Raw genomic sequence first — 23,646 nt, 5'->3', positions numbered from 1 at the left:
TTCACGGCGCTCCTGGCGCCCGCTTCCTCGGTACCGCGACAGTGCCGGATGCGGCGGCCGCGAGGAGGCGGCGGAAGGTGGGGCATTCCATATGAGTCGGAGCGGGGCAGGCCGCGGCGTGCCGCAGGGAGTCCCGCAGTACGCCCAGTTCACGGATCCTTGTGTCCAGCTCCTCCGCCTTGGCCGAGAGCGTCTGCCGGTCGATACGCGGCTGCCCGTCCGGCGTGAACATGCGTGCGATCTCGTCGAGCGAGAACCCGGCGGTGCGCCCCAGCGCGATCAGCGCCAGGCGTTCCAGTACGCCAGAATCGTACTGTCGGCGCAGGCCGCGCCTGCCGATCGAGGCGATCAGCCCCTTTTCCTCGTAGAACCGCAGCGTGGAGGCGGGAACCCCGGCGTGCTGCGCCACCTCGGCGATGTCCAGGTCCGTCATCCGCTTGACCTCAAGTCGACTTGAAGTAGCACGCTGTCACCCCGACCCGATGAACGCAAGCGCTGGGAGGCGACCATGAACGTCAGGCGCAGGACCGATGACGAACAGGCGGCCCGTTGGAGCGGGGCCAGTGGCAACGCCTGGGTCGACACGCAGGCGTTGCTGGACGACATGCTCCGGCCGTTCGAAGAGCTGCTCATCGGGGCGATGCCCGCCGGACAGGCCGGGCAGGTGCTCGACGTCGGCTGCGGTACCGGTGGCACGACGGTGGCCGTGGCGCGGCTGCTCGGTCCGGCGGGTCGCTGCGTCGGCATCGACATTTCCGAACCGATGATCACCGCCGCACGGGCGCGCGCCGAGCGGGAGGGCACGCCGGTGTCCTTCATCCAGGCCGACGCGCAGGAGCATGCCTTCGAACCCGCCACCTTCGACGCCGTCATCTCCCGCTTCGGCGTCATGTTCTTCAACGACCCCGTCCGGGCCTTCGCGAACCTGCGGGGCGCCGCCAAGGACGGGGCCGCGCTCCGGTTCGTGGCCTGGCGCGGCCCCGCCGAGAATCCGTTCATGACGACGGCCGAGCGCGCCGCGGCGCCGCTCCTGCCGAACCTCCCCGCGCGCCGGCCCGACGAGCCGGGGCAGTTCGCGTTCGCCGACTCGGACCGGCTCCAGCGCATCCTGACGGAGAGCGGGTGGGCCGGGATCGACATCCGGCCGGTCGAAGTGCCCTGCACGCTGCCCGAGCGGGAGCTGGTCCGGTACTTCACCCGCCTCGGTCCGGTCGGCCAGGTGCTGCCCGAGGCGGACGAAGAGACCCGCGCAAGGGTCGTCGAGACCGTTCGTGCCGCCTTCGACAGCTTTGTGCAGGGCACGGAGGTCCGTTTCACGTCGGCCTGTTGGATGGTCAGCGCCACGGCGACATCCCCGTCGACGTCGCCTGGCTCGCCTGCCTCGCCTGCCTCGCCGTAACGAAACTTTCGCAGAATCCGGCGACTCTTTCCGAGGGGCAGGAGCCCGGCGCATAGTGATGTCGCTGTGCTCCGGCCTCACGAAGGGATGAGATGACGCGGAAGAAGGCCCTGGTGGTCCGGGGCGGCTGGGAGGGGCACGACCCTGTCCGGGCCACGGAGTTGTTCCTGCCGTTCCTGCGGAGCAACGGATACGCCGTCCGGATCGAGGAGTCGCCCGACGTCTACGCCGACGACGCCGAGATGGCCGGCACCGATCTCGTCGTGCAGTGCGTCACGATGTCGCAGATCAGCGCCGGGCAGCTGGCCGGACTGAGCGCGGCGGTCGTGGCCGGAACGGGTTTCACCGGTTGGCACGGCGGCATCGCCGACTCGTTCCGCGCCTCCTCCGACTATCTCCATCTGGTGGGCGGGCAGTTCGCGACCCATCCGGGAAAGGAGCCGTGTGAGCGCCGGGGAGTTCAGGAGGACAACTACCTGCCGCACGTCGTCAACATCACGGAGCTGGGCCGCGGGCACCCCGTCACGGCCGGAATCGAGGACTTCGAACTGCACACCGAGCAGTACTGGGTTCTCCACGACGACCTGATCGACGTCCTGGCCACCACCACCCATCCCGCCCGCCCGTGGCAGCCGTGGCAACGCCCCGTCACCTCGCCGGCGATCTGGACCCGGCAGTGGGGTGCCGGGCGCGTCCTGGTGACGACACCGGGGCACAGCCTCGACGTGCTGGAGGACCCGAACGTCCGCACCGTCATCGAGAGGGGCATGCTGTGGGCGACGCGCACCGCGTCGGCGTCGTAGGACTCGGCGTCATCTCCCGCGCTTACCTGGACACACTCGTCGGCCATCCGGCCGTGCGCGTCACCGGGGTCGCCGACCTCGACGCCTCCCGGTCGGCAGCGGTCGCCGCCGAGGTACCCGGCGTCGAGGCGCTGACCGTCGAGGAGTTGCTGAGCAGCCCGGACGTGGACACGGTGCTGAACCTCACCGTCCCCGCGGCGCACGCCGAGATCGCCCTTGGCGCCATCAGTCACGGGAAGAACGTCTACGGGGAGAAACCACTGGCCGCCGGCCTCGCCGAGGCGCACACCGTGATGGCGGCCGCCGCGAAGGCGGGAGTCGGTGTGGGATGCGCGCCGGACACGGTCCTCGGCACCGGCATCCAGACGGCGCGCGCGGCCGTCGCGGCGGGCCGCGTCGGACGCCCCCAGTTCGCCACGGCCGTCATGATCACACCGGGGCACGAACGCTGGCATCCCCACCCCGACTTCTACTACACGGCCGGGGGCGGCCCCCTGCTGGACATGGGGCCGTACTACCTCTCGTCCCTGATCCATCTGCTGGGTCCCGTACGTGCGGTGATCGGGGCGGCCGGACGGCTGCGTGCCGAGCGCGTCATCGGGTCGGGCCCACGCGCGGGCGAGCGGATCCCGGTGGAGGTGGACAGTCATGTCTCCGGTGTACTGGAGCACGTCGGCGGGACCCTTACGACGATCACGACGAGCTTCGACGGCGTGGCCACCACCGCCACGCCGATCGAGGTCCACGGCGAGACGGGGACCCTCTCGGTTCCGGACCCGAACCGCTTCGACGGCGATGTGCGGCTCTTCGAACTCGGCGACACCCAGTGGCGCACCCTCCCGCCCTCGGCCGGTTACGCCGACGGCGCCCGGGGTGTCGGTCTGCTCGACTTCATCGCCGGGGACGGGCAGCGGGCGCCCCGCGCGAACGGCGAGATCGCCCTGCACGTGCTGGAGACGATGAGCGCCCTGCTCCGTTCGTCGGCCGAGGGGCGCCGCATCGAGCTGACCACCTCGGCGGAGCTCCCGGTTCCTGTTCCCCTGACGGCCGCGGAGGAATGGAAGGGGGCGAAGAGGGACGCCGGCTGAACCGGGTCGCGGTGCACGGGGAGGGGTCAGTCCACGGGCCAGGTGTGCGCGGCGGCGTTGAGATGCATGTAGTCCATGTACGCCGTGGTCATCTGCCGCAGGGCCTCCCTCCGGTCGGAGACACCGGCCTTCTCCAGCTGGTGGACCGTCTCCGCCTGCCACAGGGCGCCGTTGCGTGCGGTGATGCAGCGCTGCTCGACGATGCCCAGCAGGGGTTCGCGCCACGCCGCGTCCAGGCCGGCCAGTTCGAGGCCACGATGGGCCAGGGGCAGCAGGCGCCGCAACACCAGTTCCACGACCGGCACTTCGCCGATGCCGGGCCAGTACAGGCGGGCGTCGATGCCGTCGCGGGCCGCGGTGTGGAGATTCTCCTCGGCGACCGCGAACGACATCCGCGTCCAGATCGGCCGGTCCTCGTCGACGAGGGCGCGGGTCAGGCCGTAGTAGAAGGCGCCGTTGGCGATGATGTCGGCCACCGTGGGCCCGGCCGGCAGGACCCGGTTCTCGATGCGCAGATGCGGACCGCTGTCGGTGACCGCGTAGATCGGGCGGTTCCAGCGGTAGATCGTGCCGTTGTGCAGGGTGAGTTCGCCCAGTTCCGGCGCACCTCCGTGGTTGAGGGCGTGCTGCGGGTCCTCGTCGTCGCACAGCGGCAGGAGGGCCGGGAAGTAGCGCACGTTCTCCTCGAACAGGTCGAAGACGCTGGTGATCCAGCGCTCCCCGAACCACACCCGGGGCCGCACGCCCTGGGCCTTGATCTCCTGCGGGCGGGTGTCGGTGGCCTGCTCGAACAGGGGGATACGGGTCTCGCGCCACAGCTCCCGGCCGAAGAGGTACGGCGAGTTCGCCGCCAGCGCGATCTGCACGCCCGCGACGGCCTGGGCCGCGTTCCAGTAGGCCGCGAACTCCTTCGGTGCGACCTGAAGGTGGAACTGGGTGCTGGTGCAGGCCGCTTCGGGGGTGATGGTGTCGGCGTAGGTCGCCAGGCGCTCCACGCCGTCCACCGTGATCCGCAGGTCCTCGCCGCGAGCCGCGAAGATCTGCTCGTTGAGCAGCTGGTAGCGCGGATCGCCGGACAGGGCCCGCTCGCCCACGTCCGTCTCCCCCAGCGTCGGCAGAATGCCGATCATGATCAGGTGGGCGCCCACGGCCGAGGCGCGGTCCTCCGCGTGGTTGAGCGCGTCACGGATCGCCTGCTCCCAGGCGCCGGGGCCACCGGTGGTCAGCTCCCTGGGCGGAATGTTGATCTCCAGGTTGAAGCGGCCCAGCTCGCTCGACCAGGCGGGGTCGGCGATCGCCTGGAGCACGTCGGTGTTGCGCATCGCCGGCAGCCCGTCGTCGTCCACCAGGTTGAGCTCGATCTCGAGCCCGACCTGGGGCCGCTCGCTCTCGAAGGTCGACTCGCGCAGCATCTGCGCCAGCACATCGAGGCAGGTGTGCATCTTCTCCCGGTACCGACGGCGATCCTCCCGCGTGAACACCAGGGCCGGCACGTCCCGTCCCATGCGCCCTCCCGAGTTCCCTCGGCGGATAGCTCTGGTCATAGCGTCGCACTTCGGGCGGCGGCGGGACACTCAGGGCACCGACCTGGTCCGGTCCCCTCTCCCGATTCCCCCCTTGTCGTCACGCTCGATTCCCTCTTGTCGTCACCCCCGGCCCCGCTTAGCCTGAGTTTGTGCCGCAAATAAACAAAGCCCGATCGCACAACGCCGTGCCGGGCACCCCGAACGACCTCTCCCGCCTCCGCATAGCCCTGACCACGTTCTTTGCCCTGGACGGCTTCCTGTTCGCCGGCTGGGTCGTCCGCATCCCCGCCATCAAGGAGCAGACCGGCGCGTCGGCCGGCGACCTCGGTCTGGCCCTCCTCGGCGTCTCCGCCGGTGCCGTGCTCACCATGACGCTCACCGGCCGTCTCTGCCGCCGTTTCGGCACCCACGAGGTCACCGTGGTCTGCGCCGTCCTGCTCTCGCTCAGCGTGGCGCTGCCTCCGCTCACCCACTCGACGCTCGCGCTCGGCGCCGTCCTGTTGATCTTCGGCGCCGCCTACGGCGGAATCAACGTCGCCTTCAACAGCGCCGCCGTGGACCTGGTCGCCGCCCTGCGCCGACCCATCATGCCCAGCTTCCACGCGGCCTTCAGCCTCGGCGGCATGGTCGGCGCGGGCCTCGGCGGGCTGGTCGCCGGGAGCCTCTCGCCGGCCCGGCATCTGCTGAGCCTCGCCGCCATCGGGCTGCTGGTGACGGCCGTGGCGGGACGTACGCTGCTGCGCCACGAGCCGCCGACGGCCGCGAGCCCCGGACGCCCCGCGAAGGACACCCCGCGCCGCCTGGATTCCAGAACCCGCGGACTGGTGATCGTCTTCGGCCTGATCGCCCTGTGCACGGCCTACGGCGAGGGCGCCATGGCCGACTGGGGCGCCCTGCACCTCGAACAGGACCTGGACGCCACACCCGGCGTCGCCGCCATCGGCTACTCCTGCTTCGCCCTGGCCATGACCATCGGCCGGCTCTCCGGTACGGCCCTCCTCGAACGGCTGGGCCACGGCCGTACCGTCGTCGCGGGCGGCGCCACCGCGGTGGCCGGGATGCTTCTCGGCTCGCTCGCGCCCTCTCTGTGGGCGGCGCTGCTCGGATTCGCGGTGACCGGGCTCGGTCTCGCCAACCTCTTCCCCGTCGCCGTCGAGCGCGCGGGCACCCTCGCAGGACCGAGCGGAGTCGCGACCGCCTCCACCCTGGGCTACGGCGGCATGCTCCTCGGACCGCCCGCCATCGGCTTCATGGCGGACTGGTTCTCCCTGTCCGTCGCCCTCACCAGCGTCGCCGTACTGGCGGCGATCGCCACGCTCATCGGCGTCGCGACCCGGCGTACGACGCCCAACTGACCCAGCTCGTACGCCCCCCGGACCCGGACGTTGTCCGGCCCACGCCCCGGTCCCATGATGACCGGATGGCACGCCTTCACGACCTCGTCCTCGACTGTGCCCACCCGGCCGCGACGGCCCGCTTCTGGGCCGCCGCCCTCGACGGTTACGACGTCGCCCCGTACGACGACGCCGAGCCGGCGCGGCTGCGCGCGCAAGGCATCTCGGGCCCGGAGGACGATCCGACCGTGCTCGTCGCACCCCGTGGCGGCGGCCCTCGGCTGTGGTGTCAGCTCGTCCCGGAGCCCAAGCGCGTGAAGAACCGCCTCCACCTGGACCTGGTCTCCACCGACCCGGAGGCCGAGCTCGGCCGGCTCACCGCCCTCGGCGCGACGGTCCAGGACCGCCACGAGGACCACTGGGTCCTGGCCGACCCCGAGGGCAACGAGTTCTGCCTGTTTCCCAGCCCGTCCTGAACGCCCCTCAGACCCGCGCAAGCTCCGCCGCCCCGAACGACACGTCGAAGCGGTCGCACCAGATGCTGACGCTGCTGTAGCGGGACAGATCGACGTCCTGCGGCACCACGTAGTTCTGGCTGCCCTTGTTGCCCTTGAGCTTGCCGAGGCTGATGTGCGCGCCGTCGTCGAAGACGCGCCAGCCGGCCGTGCCCTCCTTCACGGGCGCGTCCGTCAGCAGCACGCGCAGGTCCGGCCCGTTGCTGGTCTCCAGCTTCTCCAGGCGCACGACATGGGAGCCGTCGGCCAGCCGTACGAGCTTCACCGTGCCCGATGTCGCGTGCTCATGGCTGATCAGCGCACCGCCGGCCAGCGTCTCGGGGCCGGGCGCCGAAGAGGCCGCCCCCTCCGGGGAGGCTGCCCCCGTGGAGGAGGTCGCTCCCGCCGGGGTCTGGGCCGCCGCGGGCAGGGCCTCCTCCACGGTCCGGTCCTGCCACAGCTTCCACGGCTGGAACCAGTACAGCCCGAAGCCGCCCACGGCCACGGTCAGCGCCAGGGCCCCGATGCCCCACGGCCCGAACAGCTTCCTCCGCACCCGCCCCATAACCGCCCCGCTTTCCGAGAGTCATCCGTCGGCCGTCCGTCGACGTCCATTCAACGGAATTCGAGGCCCGCCGTGCATACCGAGGGTGATGACGAAACCCTTACGTCCCGCCGTCCCGCCGTCCCGACGCCCCGATGCACGGCCGCCGGGACGGCCGGCGCCCCGTCCGGCACACTCACCCCATGGAGACCGCCGACTTCGTCCGAACCCTGGACCGCGAGGGTCAGCTGCTGGCAGCGGCAGCCGAGGAGGCCGGGTCCGAGGCCGAGGTGCCGACCTGTCCGGACTGGCAGGTGCGGGATCTGCTGCGGCACACCGGCATGGTGCACCGCTGGGCGGCGGCGTTCGTGGCCGAGGGCCGCACCTCCGCGCATCCTGACGGCGGCCTGCCCGACCTCGACGGCGCCGCGCTGCTCGCCTGGTTCCGGGAGGGGCACCGCCATCTGGTCGGCACACTGGCCGCTGCCCCGGCCGACGTGCAGTGCTGGCAGTTCCTGCCCGCTCCGTCGCCCCTCGCGTTCTGGGCCCGCAGACAGGCGCACGAGACGACCGTGCACCGCTTCGACGCGGAGACGGCACGCGGCGGCACCCCGAGCGGGATCGACCCCGACTTCGCGGCGGACGGCATCGACGAGTTGCTGCTGGCCTTCCACGCCCGGCGCAGGAGCCGGGTCCGCAGCGCCGAACCCCGGGTGCTGCGGGTGCGGGCGACGGACACGGACGGCACGGTGTGGACCGTACGGCTGTCGCAGGAACCGCCGGTGGCCGTGCGCGGCGATGCCGCAGAGACCGACTGCGAGATCTCCGGTCGGGTCGCACAGCTGTATGTGGCGCTGTGGAACCGGCTGCCGTTCCCGCACGTGACCGGCGACGCCGCCGTCGCCACGCTGTGGCGGGAGAACTCGGCAGTCACCTGGAGCTGAACGGCGTCACCGCGCGCCTCGACCCGGGCCGCACGCCCGTCAGTTCGCCAGCATCCTCGTCAGCACCGCGCGCTGTACCGGCAGCACCTCGCCGTGGAGCGTGCGCCCCTTCGCCGTGAGCGCCACCCGCACACCCCGCCGGTCCTCCGCGCACATCCCGCGCTCGACGAGTCCGTCCTTCTCCAGCCGGGCGATCAGCCGCGACAGGGCACTCTGGCTCAGATGGACGCGCTCGGAGATCTCCTGGACGCGGTACGAACAGGCGCCGACCGCCAACACGTCCAGGACCTCGAAGTCGCTGGCGCACAGGCCGTGTTGGTGCAGCGCACGGTCGAGTTCGCACTGCGTACGCGCGTGCAGCGCCAGGATGTCCCGCCACTGGTCCACGAGCGCCCGCTCGGCCTTCGTCGCCGCCATGGCCGCACCGTAGCAGAAATCGCGTTTTGTTGCACTGGAATTAAATGCGCTCGCATTCAATGCATGCGCATGTAGTGTCTCGGCCATGACCTCTCCGCTCATCACCCCCGCGTCCGACGGACGTTGGACCCCCCGGCTGTGGGGCACCTTGCTGGTGCTGTGCGCCGCGATGTTCCTGGACGCACTCGACGTGTCGATGGTCGGCGTCGCCCTGCCGTCCATCGGCGCCGACCTGGGCCTGTCCACCTCGACCCTGCAATGGATCGTCAGCGGCTACATCCTCGGCTACGGCGGACTGCTCCTCCTCGGCGGACGGGCCGCCGACCTGCTGGGCCGACGCCAGGTCTTCCTGGTGGCCCTCGCCGTCTTCGCGCTCGCCTCGCTGCTCGGGGGGCTCGTCGACTCGGGCCCGCTGCTGATCGCAAGCCGCTTCATCAAGGGCCTGGCCGCCGCCTTCACCGCACCTGCCGGCCTGTCCATCATCACCACGACGTTCGCCGAGGGCCCCGTGCGCAACCGGGCACTGGCGATCTACACCACCTGCGGTGCCACCGGCTACTCGATGGGGCTGGTCTTCTCCGGCCTGCTCACCGAGGCAAGTTGGCGCCTGACCATGCTGCTCCCGGCGCCCGTCGCACTGATCGCCCTGGCCGTCGGCCTGAAGCTGCTGCCGCGCACCGAGCGCGAGAAGACCACCGGCGGCTACGACATCCCGGGTGCCGTGCTCGGTACCGCCTCGATGCTGCTGCTCGTCTTCACCGTCGTCGAAGCGCCGGAAGCGGGCTGGGGCTCGGCGCGCACGGTCCTGTCCTTCGTCGCCGTCGTCGTCCTGCTGACGGCCTTCGTCCGCGTCGAGCGGCGCAGCCCGAGCCCGCTGATCCGGCTCGGCGTCCTGCGCTCCGGGGCCCAAGTACGGGCGCAACTAGGTGCGTTGACGTTTGTCGGCAGCTACATCGGCTTCCAGTTCCTGGTCACGCTCTACATGCAGGAGCTGCTCGGCTGGTCGGCGCTGCACACGGCGCTGGCGTTCCTGCCGGCGGGCGCGCTCGTGGCGCTGTCGGCGACGAAGGTCGGTGCGATCATCGACCGGTTCGGCACGGCACGGCTGATCGCGATCGGCTTCGCCCTGATGGTCGCCGGCTATGTCCTGTTCCTGCGCATCGACCTCGACCCGGTCTACGCGGCGGTGATCCTGCCCACCATGCTGCTGGTCGGCTCGGCCTTCGCGCTGACCTTCCCCTCGCTGAACGTCCAGGCCACGAACGGCGTCGACGAACACGAGCAGGGCATGGTCTCGGGCCTGCTCAACACCTCGGTCCAGGTGGGCGGCGCGCTCTTCCTGGCCGTGGTGACGGCGGTGCTGACCGCGAACACGCCCGAGGAGTCCGCCTCCCCGCAGGCCCACCTCGACAGCTACATGCCGGCGCTGGTCGTGATCACGGGCATCGCGGTCGTGGGTCTGCTGATCGCCCTCACCGGACTGCGCACGCGCCGCGGGCAGCGGACCGTCGTGGTCGCCAAGTCCACGTCCCTGGAGGCGGAACGTGTCACCGTACGCGACTAGGAATCCGTGAGGATCACGTGCCGGAGGACCACACACCGAAGCACGCCTCGGCACCGTACTCCTCGAACCGCTCGCATGCCCGTGAGAATGCATTGAGAGAGACGGTCGAGGGAAGCCTCCTGGCCTCCTCGTCGTGCGCCCGGCGGCGCCCGCTTGCCCCGCCGGGCGCACGCCTGTGAAACTCCCTGTATGGCCATGTATGGGGGACGGCGCAGTCAGGCCGAGCGGGACGCGATCACCGTCGAGATCGGATACGCCCTGTGCAGTGCGGCGTTCGCGGCGGCCCTGCTGTTCGGGGCCGTGGCCGGACCGGCGTTCGCCTTCGACGTGTCGGCCGGGACGCGCGGAACACTCGTCGCCGCGGGGGCGACCGCGGCCGCGGTGCTGTTCGTCGCCCGCGTCGTCAGCGTGCTGGTCCGCTTCGGGCAGCGGAAGGCCGCCGAGGGCGAAGGCAGTCAGCCCAGCCAGCCCGGCCGTACCAACCCGGACTCGTAGGCCAGCACCACGAGTTGGGCCCGGTCGCGGGCGCCGAGCTTGACCATCGTGCGGCTGACGTGGGTCTTCGCGGTGAGCGGGCTGACCACCAGGCGCCGGGCGATCTCCTCGTTGGACAGTCCGATGCCGACCAGCGCCATCACCTCCCGCTCGCGCTCGGTGAGTTCGGCGAGGGCGTCGGCGGCAGCGGGCTCCTTGGACCGGGCGGCGAACTCGGCGATGAGGCGGCGGGTCACCCCCGGCGACAGCAGCGCGTCGCCCTCGACCACCGCCCTTACGGCGCGCAGGAGTTCGTCGGGCTCGGTGTCCTTGACCAGGAAGCCGGAGGCACCCGAGCGGATGGCCTCGAAGACGTACTCGTCCAGTTCGAAGGTGGTGAGCATGACCACCTTGACGCCCGTGAGGTCGCCGTCGTCGGTGACCCGGCGGGTCGCGGCGAGGCCGTCGAGGAGCGGCATGCGGATGTCCATCAGGACGACGTCGGGCCGCAGTTCGCGCACCTTGCGCACCGCCTCCTCGCCGTCGGAGGCCTCTCCCGCCACCTCGATGTCGGGCTGTGCGTCGAGCAGCGCGCGGAAGCCGGCCCGCACCAGTGACTGGTCGTCGGCGAGCAGTACGCGGATCACCGGTCCTCCTTGACGTGGTTGCTCGGTTCGCCGGCGGGAGCCTTCAACGGCAGTACGGCCAGTACCCGGAACCCGCCGTCGGCACGCGGGCCCGCCTCGATCGTGCCACCGAGGGCGGCCGCCCGCTCCCGCATTCCGGCGAGTCCGTTGCCGCTGCCGCCCGCGTCGGTGCCGGTCGCGGGACCGTCGTCGTCGATGCGCAGCCGTAGCGTCGTCCTGTCGGAGGGGTCGAGATGCACGCGTGCGTGCCGTGATTCCGAGTGGCGTACGACGTTGGTGAGGGCTTCCTGGATGATCCGGAAGGCGGCGAGGTCCGTGCCGGGTGCCAGGCGGGGCGGCTCGCCCTCGACCTCGACGGTGAGGCCCGCGCTCGCTGCCTGCTCCACGAGTTCGGGCAGCCGGTCGAGGCCGGGGGCCGGGGAGCGGGGCGCGTCGCCGGGGGTGCGCAGGGTGTCGAGGACCTGGCGGACCTCGCCGAGCGCCTCCTTGCTCTTGTCCTTGATGGTGGTGAGGGCCGAACGCGCCTGCTCGGGGTCGGTGTCGAGGAGGGCGAGCCCCACGCCCGCCTGCACATTGATCACGGAGATGCTGTGCGCGAGGACGTCGTGCAGTTCGCGGGCGATCCGCAGCCGCTCCTCGTCGGCACGCCGCCGCGCCGCCTGCGCCCGCTCGGCGCGTTCCCGCACCCACTGCTCGCGTCGTGTTCTGGCCAGCTCCGACACCGCCACGATCGCCGCCACCCAGGCGGCGATCACGCCCTCCTGTCCCCAGGGGGCGGCCGTGTCACCGGAGGGCGGCAGCCACTGGTACAGCCAGTGGGCGACCAGGGCGTGCCCGATCCACAACACCCCGACCGCCGCCCACGCGGCCTTGCGGTGTCCGGTGACGATGGCGTTGAAGCAGGCCACGGCGACGGCCAGGAAGACCGGGCCGTACGGGTATCCGGCGCCGAGATAGAGCGTGGCGGCGACCGCCGTCCCGAAGACCACGGCCACCGGGTGCCGCTTGCGCCACAGCAGCAGGGCGGACGCCACGAACAGCAGGACGCGCGCAAAGGGGTCGAGCGGGGCACGGTCGTCCAGCTGCCCCTCGGCCGCGAAGTTCGAGCCGGCCATCACGAAGACCGTGAGCAGCAGCGTGGACCGCCAGGGCCAGCGACGGGCGTGCTCCTCGTCCTCCCAGCGGTTCCACCACGGCGGCCCCTGCCGCCACCACATCGGCGGACCGCCGCCCCGGCGCACCTGCTGCTCATCCATGCCCGCCACGCTAGACGCGATGGCCGCCGGGCGGCGTCACCCCGGCGTGGTGATCACGGATACTCCCCGCGAAGTACGCCCTCCCCTCCCTCCTCGGCGGCTCACGCCAGGCCCACGTCCTGGGCGAGCCGGCCCACCGCGTGCCGGAAGAACGTCTCGCGGTCCTCCACGACCCGGTGGAACTGCCCGAACAGCTCGAACCCGACGAGCCCGAACAGCTGGGCCCAGGCGGCGATCAGGGCCGCGACCGTCGCCGGGGGGAGGTCAGGGGCCAGGTCGGCGGCCATGCGCTCGGCCTCGGGGCGCAGCTCCGCGGACAGGGGCGGTTCGGTGAGGCCGGAGTCCTGGTGGGCGTCGCGGAGGATGCCGATGAAGAGGAGGCCGACGCGGGAGGCGGGCGGGACCGTGGTGTCGGGCGCGGTGTAGCCGGGCACGGGCGAGCCGTAGATCAGCGCGTACTCGTGCGGATGCCGCAGCGCCCAGTCGCGTACGGCCTCCGCGACCGCCGTCCAACGCCCGACGGGCCCGGCGTCGGCGGCCTTGTCGTGCGCCCCCTCCGCGCACTCGCCGAGGGAGTCGTAGGCGTCGATGATGAGAGCGGTCAGCAGGTCGTCCCGGCTGGGGAAGTACCGGTAGAGCGCGGAGGAGACCATGCCGAGTTCGCGGGCGACGGCGCGCAGCGAGAGCTTCGCGGCGCCCTCGGCCGCGAGCTGTCTGCGCGCCTCGTCCTTGATGGCCGCCGTGACTTCCAGCCTGGCCCGGGCACGTGCGCCCTGTGTGGTGCTGCTCATGTGAGCCAGTCTCCCATGGAACATGGAGCAGTGCACATATTCGAGAGCATTGCTCTTGCTCTGGATCGGCAGTCTCGTGCACACTGCTCCCAAACGAGAGCAGTGCTCTCGCTAATCCAGGTCACACTCCAGGCCACCCTGCAGATCACACTCCGGGAGTCACCATGTCGTCGCCGTACTACGTCAAAGGCAGTCCGCTGAACATCCGCTTCAACAGCGTCGTCGGCTGGCTGGCCCGGCACGGGTTCAGCATCGCGGGCACAGCGGAGATGTCCGTGCGCGGGCGCAAGAGCGGCACGATGCAGCGCATCCCGGTCAACCCGCACATGTACGAGGGCACGCAGTACCTCGTCTCGGCCCGCGGCCACTCCCAGTGGGTGCGCAACATGCGCGCCGCCGGCGGCGGGGAACTGCGCGTGGGGCGCAAGCTGCGCCAGTTCTCCGCGGTGGAGATTCCCGACGAGATGAAGCTCCCGATCCTGCGGACCTACCTGGAGAAGTGGGGCTGGGAGGTCAACCAGTACTTCGACGGGGTCACCGCGAAGTCCTCCGACGAGGAGATCATCGCAGCCGCCCCGGACCATCCCGTCTTCCGGATCGCCGTCGAGAAGTGACCCACCGAGTGACCCGCGAAGTCACCCGGGAAGCGACCGGGGCGTCGTACGGAAATGCCCCGGTCGTCGACACGAAGTCACCCGGCTCGTCGTCAGGAAGTGGCCTCGTCGGCCGCCGGAGGCGCCGCGGACGCAGTCGCGTCCGGCGCCTGACGGTTGTCCAGCACGGTCAGCGCGCGCTGGGCCATGGGGTGGCTACGGACCATCTCACCCAGTGACGTGGCTCCGCGGGTGATGTCCATGAACGCCTTCCAGGCCGGCCGGAAACCGGTCAGCGCCATGTGGAAGAGCCCGGGACGGCGCTCGAACGCCGTCAGCAGCCGCTTGCCGACGCTCATCTCGACGCCGAGTCCCGCCTTGATCGCGAAGGCGTAGTTCAGGGCCTGGCGCCGGGTGTCCACCGCGTCGTGCGCCTCGGAGATCCGCACCGCCCACTCCCCCGCGAGCCGTCCCGACCGCAGCGCGAACGAGATTCCCTCGCGCGTCCACGGCTCCAGCAGGCCCGCCGCGTCACCACACACCAGCACCCGCCCGCGTGACAGCGGCGAGTCGTCGGCGCGGCAACGCGTCAAGTGGCCCGAGGAGATGCTCGGTTCGAACCCGGCGAGGCCGAGCCGCCCGATGAACTCCTCCAAATACCGCTTGGTCGCGGCGCCTTCACCGCGCGCCGAGATCACCCCGACCGTGAGCGTGTCGCCCTTGGGGAACACCCAGCCGTAACTGCCGGGAATCGGCCCCCAGTCGATGAGCACCCTCCCCTGCCAGTCCTCGGCGACCGTCTCCGGCACCGGGATCTCCGCCTCCAGGCCGAGGTCCACCTGGTCCAGCTTCACCCCGACGTGGGCTCCTATCCGGCTGGCGCTGCCGTCCGCACCGACGACGGCCCGCGCGAGCAGCGTCTCGCCGCCTTGCAGGACCACGGCGACGCTGCGCCGGTCCGGCACCGCCGAGCCGTGCTGCTCGACGCGCTGCACGGTCGCGCCCGTACGCACCTCGGCGCCCGCCTTCTGCGCGTGCTCGACCAGTTGCTGGTCGAAATCGGGGCGGTTGATCAGCCCGAACAGCATGTGCTTGGAGCGGCGGGTGCGGGTGAAGCGGCCGTTGTTGGAGAACGTGACCGCGTGCACCCGGTCACGGAAGGGCAGCTCGAAGCCGGGTGGGAGCGAGTCGCGCGAGGGGCCGATGATGCCGCCGCCGCATGTCTTGTAGCGCGGCAGATCCGCTTTCTCCAGCACCAGCACGCTCCGCCCGGCGACGGCCGCCGCATACGCGGCCGAGGCCCCCGCGGGTCCCGCGCCCACCACGACGACGTCCCACACCTGCTGCACGTCGTCCGCCGAAGAGTTCTCGCTGCTCACGATGGTCTACTGCTCCCGATCAAGCCGCCTACGCCTGCTGTCCCCCGCATCCTACGGCGGGCGTCGTCGCAGGCCGCTGTGGGAGGATCACAGCACTCACTGGTACAACGTCGCACCCACAAGGAGCGTGCCCATGTCGTCGAATCCGGTCGCCGAGACCGTCGCCTCGCTGATGCCAAGGGCGAAGGCGGAGCTCACCGAACTGGTGGCCTTCAAGTCGGTGGCGGACTTCGACCAGTTCCCGAAGAGCGAGAGCGAGGGCGCCGCCCGCTGGGTCGCCGGCGCCCTGCGCGCGGAGGGCTTCGAGGACGTGGCCCTGCTGGACACCCCCGACGGCACGCAGTCGGTGTACGGCTATCTGCCCGGCCCCGCGGGCGCGAAGACGGTCCTGCTGTACGCCCACTACGACGTGCAGCCCCCGCTGGACGAGGCCGCCTGGCACACCCCGCCGTTCGAGCTGACCGAGCGTAACGGCCGCTGGTACGGGCGCGGCGCCGCCGACTGCAAGGGCGGCCTGATCATGCACCTGCTGGCGCTGCGCGCGCTCAAGGCCAACGGCGGCGTGCCGGTGCACGTGAAGGTGATCGCCGAGGGCTCGGAGGAGATGGGCACGGGCGGTCTGGAGCGGTACGCCGAGGCGCACCCCGACCTGCTGGCGGCCGACACCATCGTGATCGGCGACGCGGGCAACTTCCGCGTCGGACTGCCGACGGTCACCTCGACGCTGCGCGGCATGACCCTCATGCGCGTGCAGATCGACACGCTCGAAGGCAACCTGCACTCCGGCCAGTTCGGCGGCGCCGCTCCGGACGCGCTCGGCGCGCTGATCCGCGTCCTGGACTCGCTGCGCGCCGAGGACGGTTCGACGACGGTGGACGGACTGACCGACGAGTCGGAGTGGCAGGGGCTGCAGTACGAGGAGGCGCAGTTCCGCAAGGACGCCAAGGTCCTCGACGGCGTCGAGCTGATCGGCTCCGGCACGGTCGCCGACCGGATCTGGTCACGCCCCGCCGTCACCGTCCTCGGCATCGACTGCCCGCCGGTCGTCGGCGCCACCCCGTCCGTGCAGGCGAGCGCCCGGGCGCTGATCAGCCTGCGGGTGCCGCCGGGCGTGGACGCCGCCGGGGCGACCAAGCTGCTCCAGGCCCACCTGGAGGCGCACACGCCGTGGGGTGCCCGGGTGCGCACCGAGCAGATAGGCCAGGGCCAGGCGTTCCGCGCCGACACGAGCAGCCCGGCGTACCAGGCCATGGCGGACGCGATGGCGGTGGCGTACCCGGGCCAGGAGATGCAGTACGCAGGCCAGGGCGGCTCGATCCCGCTGTGCAACACCCTCGCCTCCCTCTACCCGCACGCGGAGATCCTCCTCATCGGCCTGAGCGAGCCGGAGGCCCAGATCCACGCCGTGAACGAGAGCGTGTCCCCGGAGGAACTGGAGCGCCTGTCGGTCGCCGAGGCCCTGTTCCTGCGCAACTACGCGGCAAGCTGAGGCACTTGCGCTGAGGATGGGTCCCATGACCCGCACCGAGCGCCTCACCGCCCACACCGACATCGCCACGTCCCTGGCGCTTCTCTCCGACCACGAGCTCGCGGACCTCGTGGCGGAGGGGACGCCGCTCGGCACGGGAATCGGCGGACGGCAGACGCTGATCGAGGTCGACGGCAGACGCGTGTTCGTGAAACGAGTCCCGCTCACCGACGTCGAGTTGCGGCCGGAGAACGCTCGCTCCACGGCGAACGTCCTGGACCTGCCGGCCTACTTCCACTACGGCATCGGCAGTCCGGGCTTCGGCGCCTGGCGCGAACTCGCCGTGCATACGATGACCACGAACTGGGTGCTGGCCGACCGGTTCACGGGCTTCCCGCTGACCCACCACTGGCGGATCCTGCCGCAGCCGCCGCAGCCCCTCCCCGCCGAACTGGCCGACGTGGAGCGGGCCGTCACCTACTGGGGCGGCGGCCCGCAGGTGCGCGAGCGCATCGAGGGACTACGGACGGCGACCGCGTGCTTGGCGCTCTTCCTGGAGTACGTTGCGCACACCCTGCACGACTGGCTGGACGCCCGGCTGCGCACGGACGAGGCCGATACCGCGTGCGCCTTCGTGGAAAAGGAGCTCACAGCCCTCACGGACTTTCTCCAGGAGGCCCGGCTGCTGCACTTCGACGCCCACTTCCGGAACATCCTCACCGACGGGCGCCGGCTCTACCTCGCCGACTACGGCCTCGCTCTCTCCGCCCGCTTCCGCCTCACCCCGCAGGAGCTCGACTTCTTCGCGCGGCACCGGCACTACGACCGCGTCTACACCGCCTTCCACCTGGTGAACTGGCTCGCGACCGCCCTGTACGGCCATGGCCGGGACGACCGCGAGACCTTCGTTCGTGCCTGCGCCGAGGGCCTCAGGCCCCAGGGGATCCCGCGGGTCGCCGCCGGCATCATCGAGCGGTATGCGCCGCTCGCCGTCGTGATGGGTGACTTCGCCCGGCGGCTCCAGAACGAGAGCCGGCGGACGCCGTACCCGTACGAAGCGCTGGAGCTCGCTCAGGAAGGCGTCGGCATGCCCGCCTCCAGATAGAGCGCGGCCCCGCGTTCGCGCGCCCGAAGCGCCCAGCGCAGCCGCTCGTACCGCACCGGCGGCAGCAGATCGGCCGCCTCCGCCTCGGTCACGAAGCGCCAGTCGCGCAGTTCGGGCCCGGGCAGCAGGAGCTGTTCGGCCTCCGCCGAGTCGAGGCGCCCGCCGTCGAAGAGGAGGCGCAGCCCTCCGTATCCGGGGGGCGAGGGCCGTTCCCAGTCGACGACGAGGAGGCGCGGCACGTCCTCCAGCCGTATCCCCGTCTCCTCGGCGACCTCGCGTATGCCCGCACGCGCGGGCGCCTCGCCGGGTTCCACGACGCCACCTGGGAACTCCCAGCCGGCCTTGTAGGTGGGGTCGACCAGCAGCACGCGGTCCTCCTCGTCGAAGAGCAGGACACCCGAAGCGAGGGTCTCGGCGGTGGGCTCGGGCGTCTGCACGATGTCGCAGGCGGGGACCGAACCACTGCCGACGGCCTCGGCGATACGGACGGCGGTCTCGTACGGGGTCAGGCCGCCGTTGTCGACGGGATACGCGTCGGTGGTGAGCCAGGAAGCGAGTGCGGCGCGATACGGCTCCAAGCGGTCGTACGACCACTGCCGGACCCGTATCTCGCCGTCGGGTAGGTCGGACGGGACCTCCCGCCCTGCTATTCGCTCCCGCAGGATCGTTTCCGCCGGGGCGAGGAGCACATGCTGAACGGTGATACGGCGGGCGGCGAGGCCACCGAAGATCTCGTCGCGGTACTCCTGGCGCAGCAGCGCCATGGGTACTACGAGGGTCCCGCCGAGCTCGGCGAGCAGCGCGGCCGCCGTGTCGATCACGAGACGTCGCCAGATCGGCAGGTCCTGGAAGTCACCGACCTCGGTGAGGTGTTTGGGCGGGAGCAGGTGAGTCAGTGCGCCGCCGATGACCTCGGGGTCGAAGAGCGTGCTGTTCGGGATCAGCTCGATCAGTTCCCGTGCGGTGGTGGTCTTCCCCGCACCGAACGCACCGTTGATCCAAACGATCACGTTTCCCCCTCTTCTGTTGGCCCCCTGTGGCTTGCCCGCTCCACCCTGCCACGGAAACCAGCTCCCGTAGAGAGCGCATGACAACGGCGCCGGAGCCCCGCGGATTCGGGGGCTCCGGCGCCGTGCGGTCGTGCCGGTGGCTCGTCAGCCCTTCTTGCCGTTCTTGGTCTTCCCGTGCGGAGCGTCGTTCACGGCCCGGTCCGTCTCCCGGTTGATGGCCCGGCCGACGGTGTCCAGGGCGTTGTCCACGTTCACGCCGGCGACCTTCGTCTGAGCGCCGCTGACGGGGATCCCGGCGGCGGGCAACCCGGTGGCGGGGGAACCACCACCGGTGGCGGGGGTCTCGGCGGCGTGGGACGGGGTGACCGCCGCGACGACGAATCCGGTGGCCAGGGAGGCGATGGCGAGCATGCTGCGCTTCTTCATGGCCGGTTCAACTGTGGAACGGGCGGGGAGTCACGCTCCCCTTCGCGCGATCAGGTCAGTGACGGGACTCCGGCCCCGGTCCGGCCCCGGTCGAGCCGGCGCTGCCGCACGCGCCGTACGAGATCGTCGGCCGCTTCCGGCCAGCGGGCGTACTCGAAGGCGAACCCCGCGTCGAGCAGCCGGCCGGGGACGACGCGGCGGCTCTTGAGCAGCAGCTCGGTGTCCGAGCGCAGTGCGAACGCACCGATCTCCGCCATCCACCTCGTCGCGGGCAGGCCCACGGGGACGCGCGACGCGGCGCGAAGGCCCCGCATGAACGCGCGTTGCGGGAGCGGTTCGGGGGCGGCCATGTTCACCGGCCCGATGAGGTCCTCCCGCTCGATCAGGAACTCGACCGCGCGGACGAAGTCGCGGTCGTGGATCCAGGAGATGTACTGGCCGCCGCCCGCGACAGGGCCGCCGAGGCCCAGCCGCGCGAGCCGCAACAGGATGTCCAGGACGCCGCCGCGATCGGGGCTCATCACCATGGCGGAGCGCAGGGCGACCTTCCGGGTGTGCGGCGTGTCGGCCTCTTCCTGCGCCCGCTCCCAGGACCTGGCGATGTCGATGCTGTAGGCCCAGTAGTCCGGCACATCGGGCTCGCTGCCGCCGATGATGCCCGTCGCCTCGTCGTTGGGCGCGTCGAAGCGGTGAGCGTAGATGGTGGCCGTGCTCATCTGCAGCCAGACCCGCGGCGGCCGGACCGCGCTCGCGATCGCCTCACCGACGACCTGGGTGGAGTGCACCCGCGAATCCATCATGGCCTGCAAATTGGGCGCGGTGTAGCGGCAGCTGACACTGCGCCCCGCCAGGTTGATCACGACGTCGCTGCCGTCGATCGCCGCGGCCCACGGCCCCAGGGTCTCGCCGTCCCAGTGCACCTCGCCGCCGCGCGTGGGCCGCCTCGTCAGGACGACGATCTCGTGGCCCGCACTGCTCAGCGCACGGTTCAGGACCGCACCCACCTGCCCGGTTCCCCCGGGAATCACGATCTTCATCGGCTCCCCCTCTCGTGTGGGAACGACCTTACCCCAGAACGTTGAACATGTTCAAAAACTCCCTTCGGCCTACCATTTCGTCCTCCGACGACTTCCAACACAGTCCGACAGGTTCTACCGTGAACGCACTATGACGCGTACATGTCGTCATCCGTCTTCGCAGGTACGGAGGAACGTAACGGTGCGTAACCTTCACACCCGCACAACCCGCACCAGAGTGGTCGGAGCACTCGCCGCAGGCCTGCTCTGCGCGGCGGGACTGGCCGCCCCTGCTGCCGCGGCCCCCACGGCTCCCGCCCCGGCGGAGGGCCTCGCCCTCACCCCGCCCATGGGCTTCAACAACTGGAACTCCACGCACTGCCGTGCCGAGTTCAACGAGGCCATGGTCAAGGGGATCGCGGACATCTTCGTCGAGAAGGGCCTCAAGGACGCCGGATACGAGTACGTCAACCTGGACGACTGCTGGGCCCTGCCCTCCAGGGACGCGAACGGCAAGCTCGTACCCGACCCGGTCCGCTTCCCGAACGGGATCAAGGCGGTCGCGGACTACGTCCACTCCAAGGGCCTGAAAATGGGCATCTACACCAGCGCGGGCACGAAGACCTGCAACTCCGCCGGCTTCCCGGGCTCCCTCGGCCATGAGTACAGCGACGCCCAGCAGTTCGCGGACTGGGGCGTGGACTACCTCAAGTACGACAACTGCAACAACCAGGGCGTGGACGCCAAGCTGCGCTACACGACCATGCGGGACGCGCTCCGTGCCACGGGCCGGCCCATCGTCTACAGCATCTGCGAGTGGGGCGAGAACAAGCCCTGGGAGTGGGCCGCCGACGTCGGTCAGCTGTGGCGCACGACCGGGGACATCAGCGACAACTGGGGCTCGATGCTGTCGATCCTCAAGCAGAACCTGCCGCTCGCGCCGCACGCCGGTCCCGGCCGCTGGAACGACCCCGACATGCTGGAGGTCGGCAACGGCGGCATGACGGACACCGAGTACCGGTCGCACTTCTCGATGTGGGCGATCATGGCCGCGCCGCTCCTCATCGGCTCCGACCTGCGCTCGGTCGGCGAGGAGACCTTCGAGATCCTCGGCAACCGCGAGGTCATCGCGGTCGACCAGGACCCGCTGGGCAAGCAGGGCACGGTGATCTCCTCGCAGAGCGGGCGCTGGGTCGTCGCCAAGGAGATGCGGGACGGCAGCCGCGCGGTGGCACTCTTCAACGAGTCAGGCAGCGCGCAGCGCATCACCACGAGCGCCGACGCGGTCGGCCTGCCCGCCGCCGACGCCTACGCGCTGCGCGACCTGTGGCAGCACCGGAGCTTCAACACCGCGGGCACGATCTCCGCGACCGTCCCCGCGCACGGCACCGCCCTGCTGCGCGTCGCCGCCGATCCCAAGTCGGTGCAGCACCCGCCCGCCGTCGAACTCGGCCTGAACGGCAGCCCGCTGGTCGAGGCGGGCAAGAAGACAGCCCTGACGTCGACGGTCACCGACCTCGGGCGTACGACGGCCAAGCGCGTGTCCGTCTCGCTGACGGGCCCCTCGGGGTGGTCCGTCAAGGCGACGTCACCGACCACCTCGCCCGCGCTCTCCACAGGCCGCTCCCTGCGCACCAAGTGGGCGGTCACCGCACCGCAGGGGACGCCGCCGGGGTCGTACGGCCTCACTCTCAGGGCGAGTTACCGCTCCCCCTCCGGTGTCCGCGTCGACAGCGCGCTGCCACTGACCGCGACGGTGGTGGCGGCGCCACCCTCGGGGACGTCCGGCCTCGGTGACCTTCCGTGGCTCTCGGCCGCCAACGGATGGGGCCCCGTCGAGCGCAACACCAGCAACGGCGAGAGCGACGCGGGCGACGGGAATCCGATCACCATCGGCGGGGTGGTGTACGGCACGGGGATCGGCGTCCACGCCGACAGCACCGTCGAGTACTACGCCGGCGGCGCCTGCGAGACGGTCACCGCGCAGGTCGGGGTCGACGACGAGGAGGGCGCCGACGGCACCGTCGCCTTCGAGATCTGGGCGGACGGCTCCCGGGCAGCCTCGACCGGCGTCCTCACCAACGCGATGCCGGCCCAGGCGCTCACGGCCGATGTGACCGGCGCCCAGGTGGTCCGGCTCGTCGTCACCGACGGCGGCGACGGCGTCACCTCGGACCACGGGGACTGGGCGGAGGCACGACTGACCTGCTGAGCGGTCCGCCCGCCCCCACCCGGTGACTGAACGTTCCTGCCCGCCGGGGTGCTCAGACGCCCGCCGCCGCGCCCGCCTTCCCGGCGAGCGCGGCCGCCGCGGCCCCCACCAGCCCGGCGTCCGTGCCCATCTGGGCCGGGGTGATCGTCAGGCGCTGGACGAAGGACAGGGTGGCGTAGTCGTGCAGGGCCTTGCGGAGCGGGGTGAACAGGACGTCGCCCGCCTTGCCCACTCCGCCCCCGATCACGGCGATGTCGATCTCGACGAGGGTCGCGGTGGCCGCGATACCGGCGGCGAGGGCCTGCGCGGCGCGTTCGAAGGAGGCCACGGCGACCGGGTCCCCGTCCCGCGCGGCGGCGGCCACCGCGGCGGCGGACGTGTCGCCGTCCGGGCCCGGCTGCCAGCCGTTCTCCAGCGCCCGCCGGGCGATGTTGGGACCGCTCGCGATGCGCTCGACACAGCCCCGCGAACCGCACGGGCACAGATCGCCGTCCAGATCGACGCTGATGTGACCGATGTGGCCGGCGTTGCCGGTGGGGCCGGGGTGCAGTCGGCCGTTCAGGACCAGGCCGCCGCCGACGCCGGTCGAGACGACCATGCAGAGCGCGTTGTCGTGCCCCCGGGCCGCTCCCTGCCAGTGCTCGGCCGCCGTGATGGCCACGCCGTCGCCGATCAGCTCGACGGGCAGTCCACCGGCCGCCTCGCGGACGCGCCGGACCAGCGGATAGTCGCGCCAGCCGGGCACGTTCACCGGACTCACGGTGCCCGCGGAGGCGTCCACCGGTCCCGCGCTGCCGATGCCGAGGGCCGTGGCGCGTCCCCACAGGGGCGACACGGTGAGTTCGCCGACGACCTCCTCGACGGCCCGCATCACGGTGTCGCCGTCCTCCCGGGCGGGCGTCGCGCGCTGAGCCCGGACCGCGATCTTGCCGTGGCCGTCCACCAGCGCTCCGGCGATCTTGGTGCCGCCGATGTCGAGCGCAGCCACGAGGTCGGTGTGCATCAGTGTCAGTTCTCCCCGTCAACCATTCGGATCTCCCCGTCAACCACGGGAATTGGGCGAGCCGGTCTCGCGGTGGGGGCGCAGGCCGGAGATTGCGGTGGACAGTGTCCCCTGGATCTGACAACGTTGTCCAGGCTCTATGCTCGACGCCAC

24 protein-coding genes are annotated in these 23,646 nt (G+C 71.3%); 12 read left to right on the top strand and 12 right to left on the bottom strand.

From position 1 onward, the window contains the following. Position 1 precedes the first annotated feature (1 nt). Complete coding sequence (locus OHT51_RS38000; protein WP_328883434.1) at positions 2-433, bottom strand: helix-turn-helix domain-containing protein; 432 nt, start codon at positions 431-433, stop codon at positions 2-4. A 75-nt stretch (positions 434-508) separates the two neighbouring features. Between OHT51_RS38000 and OHT51_RS37995 the strand changes: the two genes are divergently transcribed. The 3 genes from OHT51_RS37995 to OHT51_RS37985 all read left to right on the top strand — a co-directional run bounded on the left by OHT51_RS37995 (position 509) and on the right by OHT51_RS37985 (position 3,290). Continuing rightward, entirely contained in the window at positions 509-1,399 is an 891-nt protein-coding gene (locus OHT51_RS37995; RefSeq protein WP_328883433.1) for a class I SAM-dependent methyltransferase, read from the top strand. A gap of 92 nt (positions 1,400-1,491) precedes the next feature. Continuing rightward, positions 1,492-2,202, top strand: coding sequence for a ThuA domain-containing protein (locus OHT51_RS37990; protein ID WP_328883432.1), 711 nt, complete (start codon positions 1,492-1,494; stop codon positions 2,200-2,202). Beyond that, positions 2,172-3,290 (top strand): Gfo/Idh/MocA family protein, encoded by a 1,119-nt coding sequence (locus OHT51_RS37985; RefSeq protein ID WP_328883431.1) that lies wholly within the window; start codon positions 2,172-2,174, stop codon positions 3,288-3,290. The genes OHT51_RS37990 and OHT51_RS37985 overlap by 31 nt, the downstream gene beginning before the upstream one ends. A 26-nt stretch (positions 3,291-3,316) precedes the next feature. Here OHT51_RS37985 and OHT51_RS37980 read toward each other — a convergent pair whose 3' ends face one another. Beyond that, on the bottom strand, positions 3,317-4,795 hold the full coding sequence (locus OHT51_RS37980) for a glutamate--cysteine ligase (protein WP_328883430.1): 1,479 nt from the start codon (positions 4,793-4,795) through the stop codon (positions 3,317-3,319). Positions 4,796-5,001: 206 nt separating this feature from the next. Here OHT51_RS37980 and OHT51_RS37975 point away from each other — a divergent pair, with 206 nt between their 5' ends. Together OHT51_RS37975 and OHT51_RS37970 are read left to right on the top strand one after the other, a co-directional pair. Continuing rightward, complete coding sequence (locus OHT51_RS37975) at positions 5,002-6,171, top strand: MFS transporter (RefSeq protein ID WP_328883429.1); 1,170 nt, start codon at positions 5,002-5,004, stop codon at positions 6,169-6,171. A 65-nt stretch (positions 6,172-6,236) separates the two neighbouring features. Then, on the top strand, positions 6,237-6,626 hold the full coding sequence (locus OHT51_RS37970) for a VOC family protein (protein WP_328883428.1): 390 nt from the start codon (positions 6,237-6,239) through the stop codon (positions 6,624-6,626). Between the two features lie 7 nt (positions 6,627-6,633). Here the strand turns inward: OHT51_RS37970 and OHT51_RS37965 are convergent, their stop codons facing one another. After that, entirely contained in the window at positions 6,634-7,209 is a 576-nt protein-coding gene (locus OHT51_RS37965) for a DM13 domain-containing protein (protein ID WP_328883427.1), read from the bottom strand. 182 nt (positions 7,210-7,391) lie between these two features. Between OHT51_RS37965 and OHT51_RS37960 the strand changes: the two genes are divergently transcribed. Next, complete coding sequence (locus OHT51_RS37960) at positions 7,392-8,132, top strand: maleylpyruvate isomerase family mycothiol-dependent enzyme (protein WP_328883426.1); 741 nt, start codon at positions 7,392-7,394, stop codon at positions 8,130-8,132. A gap of 39 nt (positions 8,133-8,171) precedes the next feature. On the opposite strand, the gene OHT51_RS37955 is transcribed toward OHT51_RS37960, so the two are convergent. Further along, positions 8,172-8,549 carry a MarR family winged helix-turn-helix transcriptional regulator gene (locus tag OHT51_RS37955; RefSeq protein ID WP_328883425.1) on the bottom strand — a complete coding sequence of 126 codons (378 nt, stop codon included), beginning with the start codon at positions 8,547-8,549 and terminating at the stop codon, positions 8,172-8,174. 85 nt (positions 8,550-8,634) lie between these two features. On the opposite strand from OHT51_RS37955, the gene OHT51_RS37950 reads away from it, so the two are divergent. Together OHT51_RS37950 and OHT51_RS37945 are read left to right on the top strand one after the other, a co-directional pair. Next, positions 8,635-10,113 (top strand): MFS transporter, encoded by a 1,479-nt coding sequence (locus OHT51_RS37950; protein ID WP_328883424.1) that lies wholly within the window; start codon positions 8,635-8,637, stop codon positions 10,111-10,113. Between the two features lie 189 nt (positions 10,114-10,302). Further along, positions 10,303-10,608, top strand: coding sequence for a DUF6332 family protein (locus tag OHT51_RS37945; RefSeq protein ID WP_328883423.1), 306 nt, complete (start codon positions 10,303-10,305; stop codon positions 10,606-10,608). Here OHT51_RS37945 and OHT51_RS37940 read toward each other — a convergent pair. From OHT51_RS37940 to OHT51_RS37930, 3 genes are all read right to left on the bottom strand, one after another. Then, positions 10,569-11,234 (bottom strand): response regulator transcription factor, encoded by a 666-nt coding sequence (locus tag OHT51_RS37940; protein ID WP_328883422.1) that lies wholly within the window; start codon positions 11,232-11,234, stop codon positions 10,569-10,571. The two genes, OHT51_RS37945 and OHT51_RS37940, sit on opposite strands and share 40 nt — an antisense overlap. Next, positions 11,231-12,490 (bottom strand): sensor histidine kinase, encoded by a 1,260-nt coding sequence (locus OHT51_RS37935; RefSeq protein WP_328883421.1) that lies wholly within the window; start codon positions 12,488-12,490, stop codon positions 11,231-11,233. The genes OHT51_RS37940 and OHT51_RS37935 overlap by 4 nt, the downstream gene beginning before the upstream one ends. A 101-nt stretch (positions 12,491-12,591) precedes the next feature. Next, entirely contained in the window at positions 12,592-13,281 is a 690-nt protein-coding gene (locus OHT51_RS37930) for a TetR/AcrR family transcriptional regulator (protein ID WP_328883420.1), read from the bottom strand. Positions 13,282-13,445: 164 nt separating this feature from the next. Here OHT51_RS37930 and OHT51_RS37925 point away from each other — a divergent pair, with 164 nt between their 5' ends. Then, on the top strand, positions 13,446-13,895 hold the full coding sequence (locus OHT51_RS37925; RefSeq protein WP_328883419.1) for a nitroreductase/quinone reductase family protein: 450 nt from the start codon (positions 13,446-13,448) through the stop codon (positions 13,893-13,895). A gap of 92 nt (positions 13,896-13,987) precedes the next feature. Here OHT51_RS37925 and OHT51_RS37920 read toward each other — a convergent pair whose 3' ends face one another. Then, on the bottom strand, positions 13,988-15,253 hold the full coding sequence (locus tag OHT51_RS37920) for a geranylgeranyl reductase family protein (RefSeq protein ID WP_328883418.1): 1,266 nt from the start codon (positions 15,251-15,253) through the stop codon (positions 13,988-13,990). A 133-nt stretch (positions 15,254-15,386) separates the two neighbouring features. Here OHT51_RS37920 and OHT51_RS37915 point away from each other — a divergent pair, with 133 nt between their 5' ends. Further along, positions 15,387-16,742 carry a dipeptidase gene (locus tag OHT51_RS37915; protein WP_328883417.1) on the top strand — a complete coding sequence of 452 codons (1,356 nt, stop codon included), beginning with the start codon at positions 15,387-15,389 and terminating at the stop codon, positions 16,740-16,742. A gap of 25 nt (positions 16,743-16,767) precedes the next feature. Further along, positions 16,768-17,826: a protein kinase family protein gene (locus OHT51_RS37910; protein WP_328883416.1), complete on the top strand. Its 1,059-nt coding sequence runs from the start codon at positions 16,768-16,770 to the stop codon at positions 17,824-17,826. Here OHT51_RS37910 and OHT51_RS37905 read toward each other — a convergent pair. The 3 genes from OHT51_RS37905 to OHT51_RS37895 all read right to left on the bottom strand — a co-directional run bounded on the left by OHT51_RS37905 (position 17,793) and on the right by OHT51_RS37895 (position 20,299). Then, entirely contained in the window at positions 17,793-18,836 is a 1,044-nt protein-coding gene (locus tag OHT51_RS37905) for an NUDIX hydrolase (protein ID WP_328883415.1), read from the bottom strand. The two genes, OHT51_RS37910 and OHT51_RS37905, sit on opposite strands and share 34 nt — an antisense overlap. Before the next feature lie 144 nt (positions 18,837-18,980). After that, positions 18,981-19,262 carry a hypothetical protein gene (locus tag OHT51_RS37900; RefSeq protein WP_328884628.1) on the bottom strand — a complete coding sequence of 94 codons (282 nt, stop codon included), beginning with the start codon at positions 19,260-19,262 and terminating at the stop codon, positions 18,981-18,983. 50 nt (positions 19,263-19,312) lie between these two features. After that, on the bottom strand, positions 19,313-20,299 hold the full coding sequence (locus tag OHT51_RS37895) for a TIGR01777 family oxidoreductase (protein ID WP_328883414.1): 987 nt from the start codon (positions 20,297-20,299) through the stop codon (positions 19,313-19,315). A gap of 181 nt (positions 20,300-20,480) precedes the next feature. Here OHT51_RS37895 and OHT51_RS37890 point away from each other — a divergent pair, with 181 nt between their 5' ends. Further along, the gene (locus OHT51_RS37890; protein ID WP_443052647.1) at positions 20,481-22,490 is read left to right on the top strand and encodes an NPCBM/NEW2 domain-containing protein; all 2,010 of its coding nucleotides are present in this window, start codon (positions 20,481-20,483) and stop codon (positions 22,488-22,490) included. 52 nt (positions 22,491-22,542) lie between these two features. Here OHT51_RS37890 and OHT51_RS37885 read toward each other — a convergent pair whose 3' ends face one another. Continuing rightward, the gene (locus tag OHT51_RS37885; RefSeq protein WP_328883413.1) at positions 22,543-23,493 is read right to left on the bottom strand and encodes an ROK family protein; all 951 of its coding nucleotides are present in this window, start codon (positions 23,491-23,493) and stop codon (positions 22,543-22,545) included. Positions 23,494-23,646: the final 153 nt, after the last annotated feature.

It is taken from the genome of Streptomyces sp. NBC_00299, from assembly GCF_036173045.1.
GTDB lineage: Bacteria > Actinomycetota > Actinomycetes > Streptomycetales > Streptomycetaceae > Streptomyces > Streptomyces machairae.
This window is presented reverse-complemented; position numbering and strand designations above follow the sequence as displayed.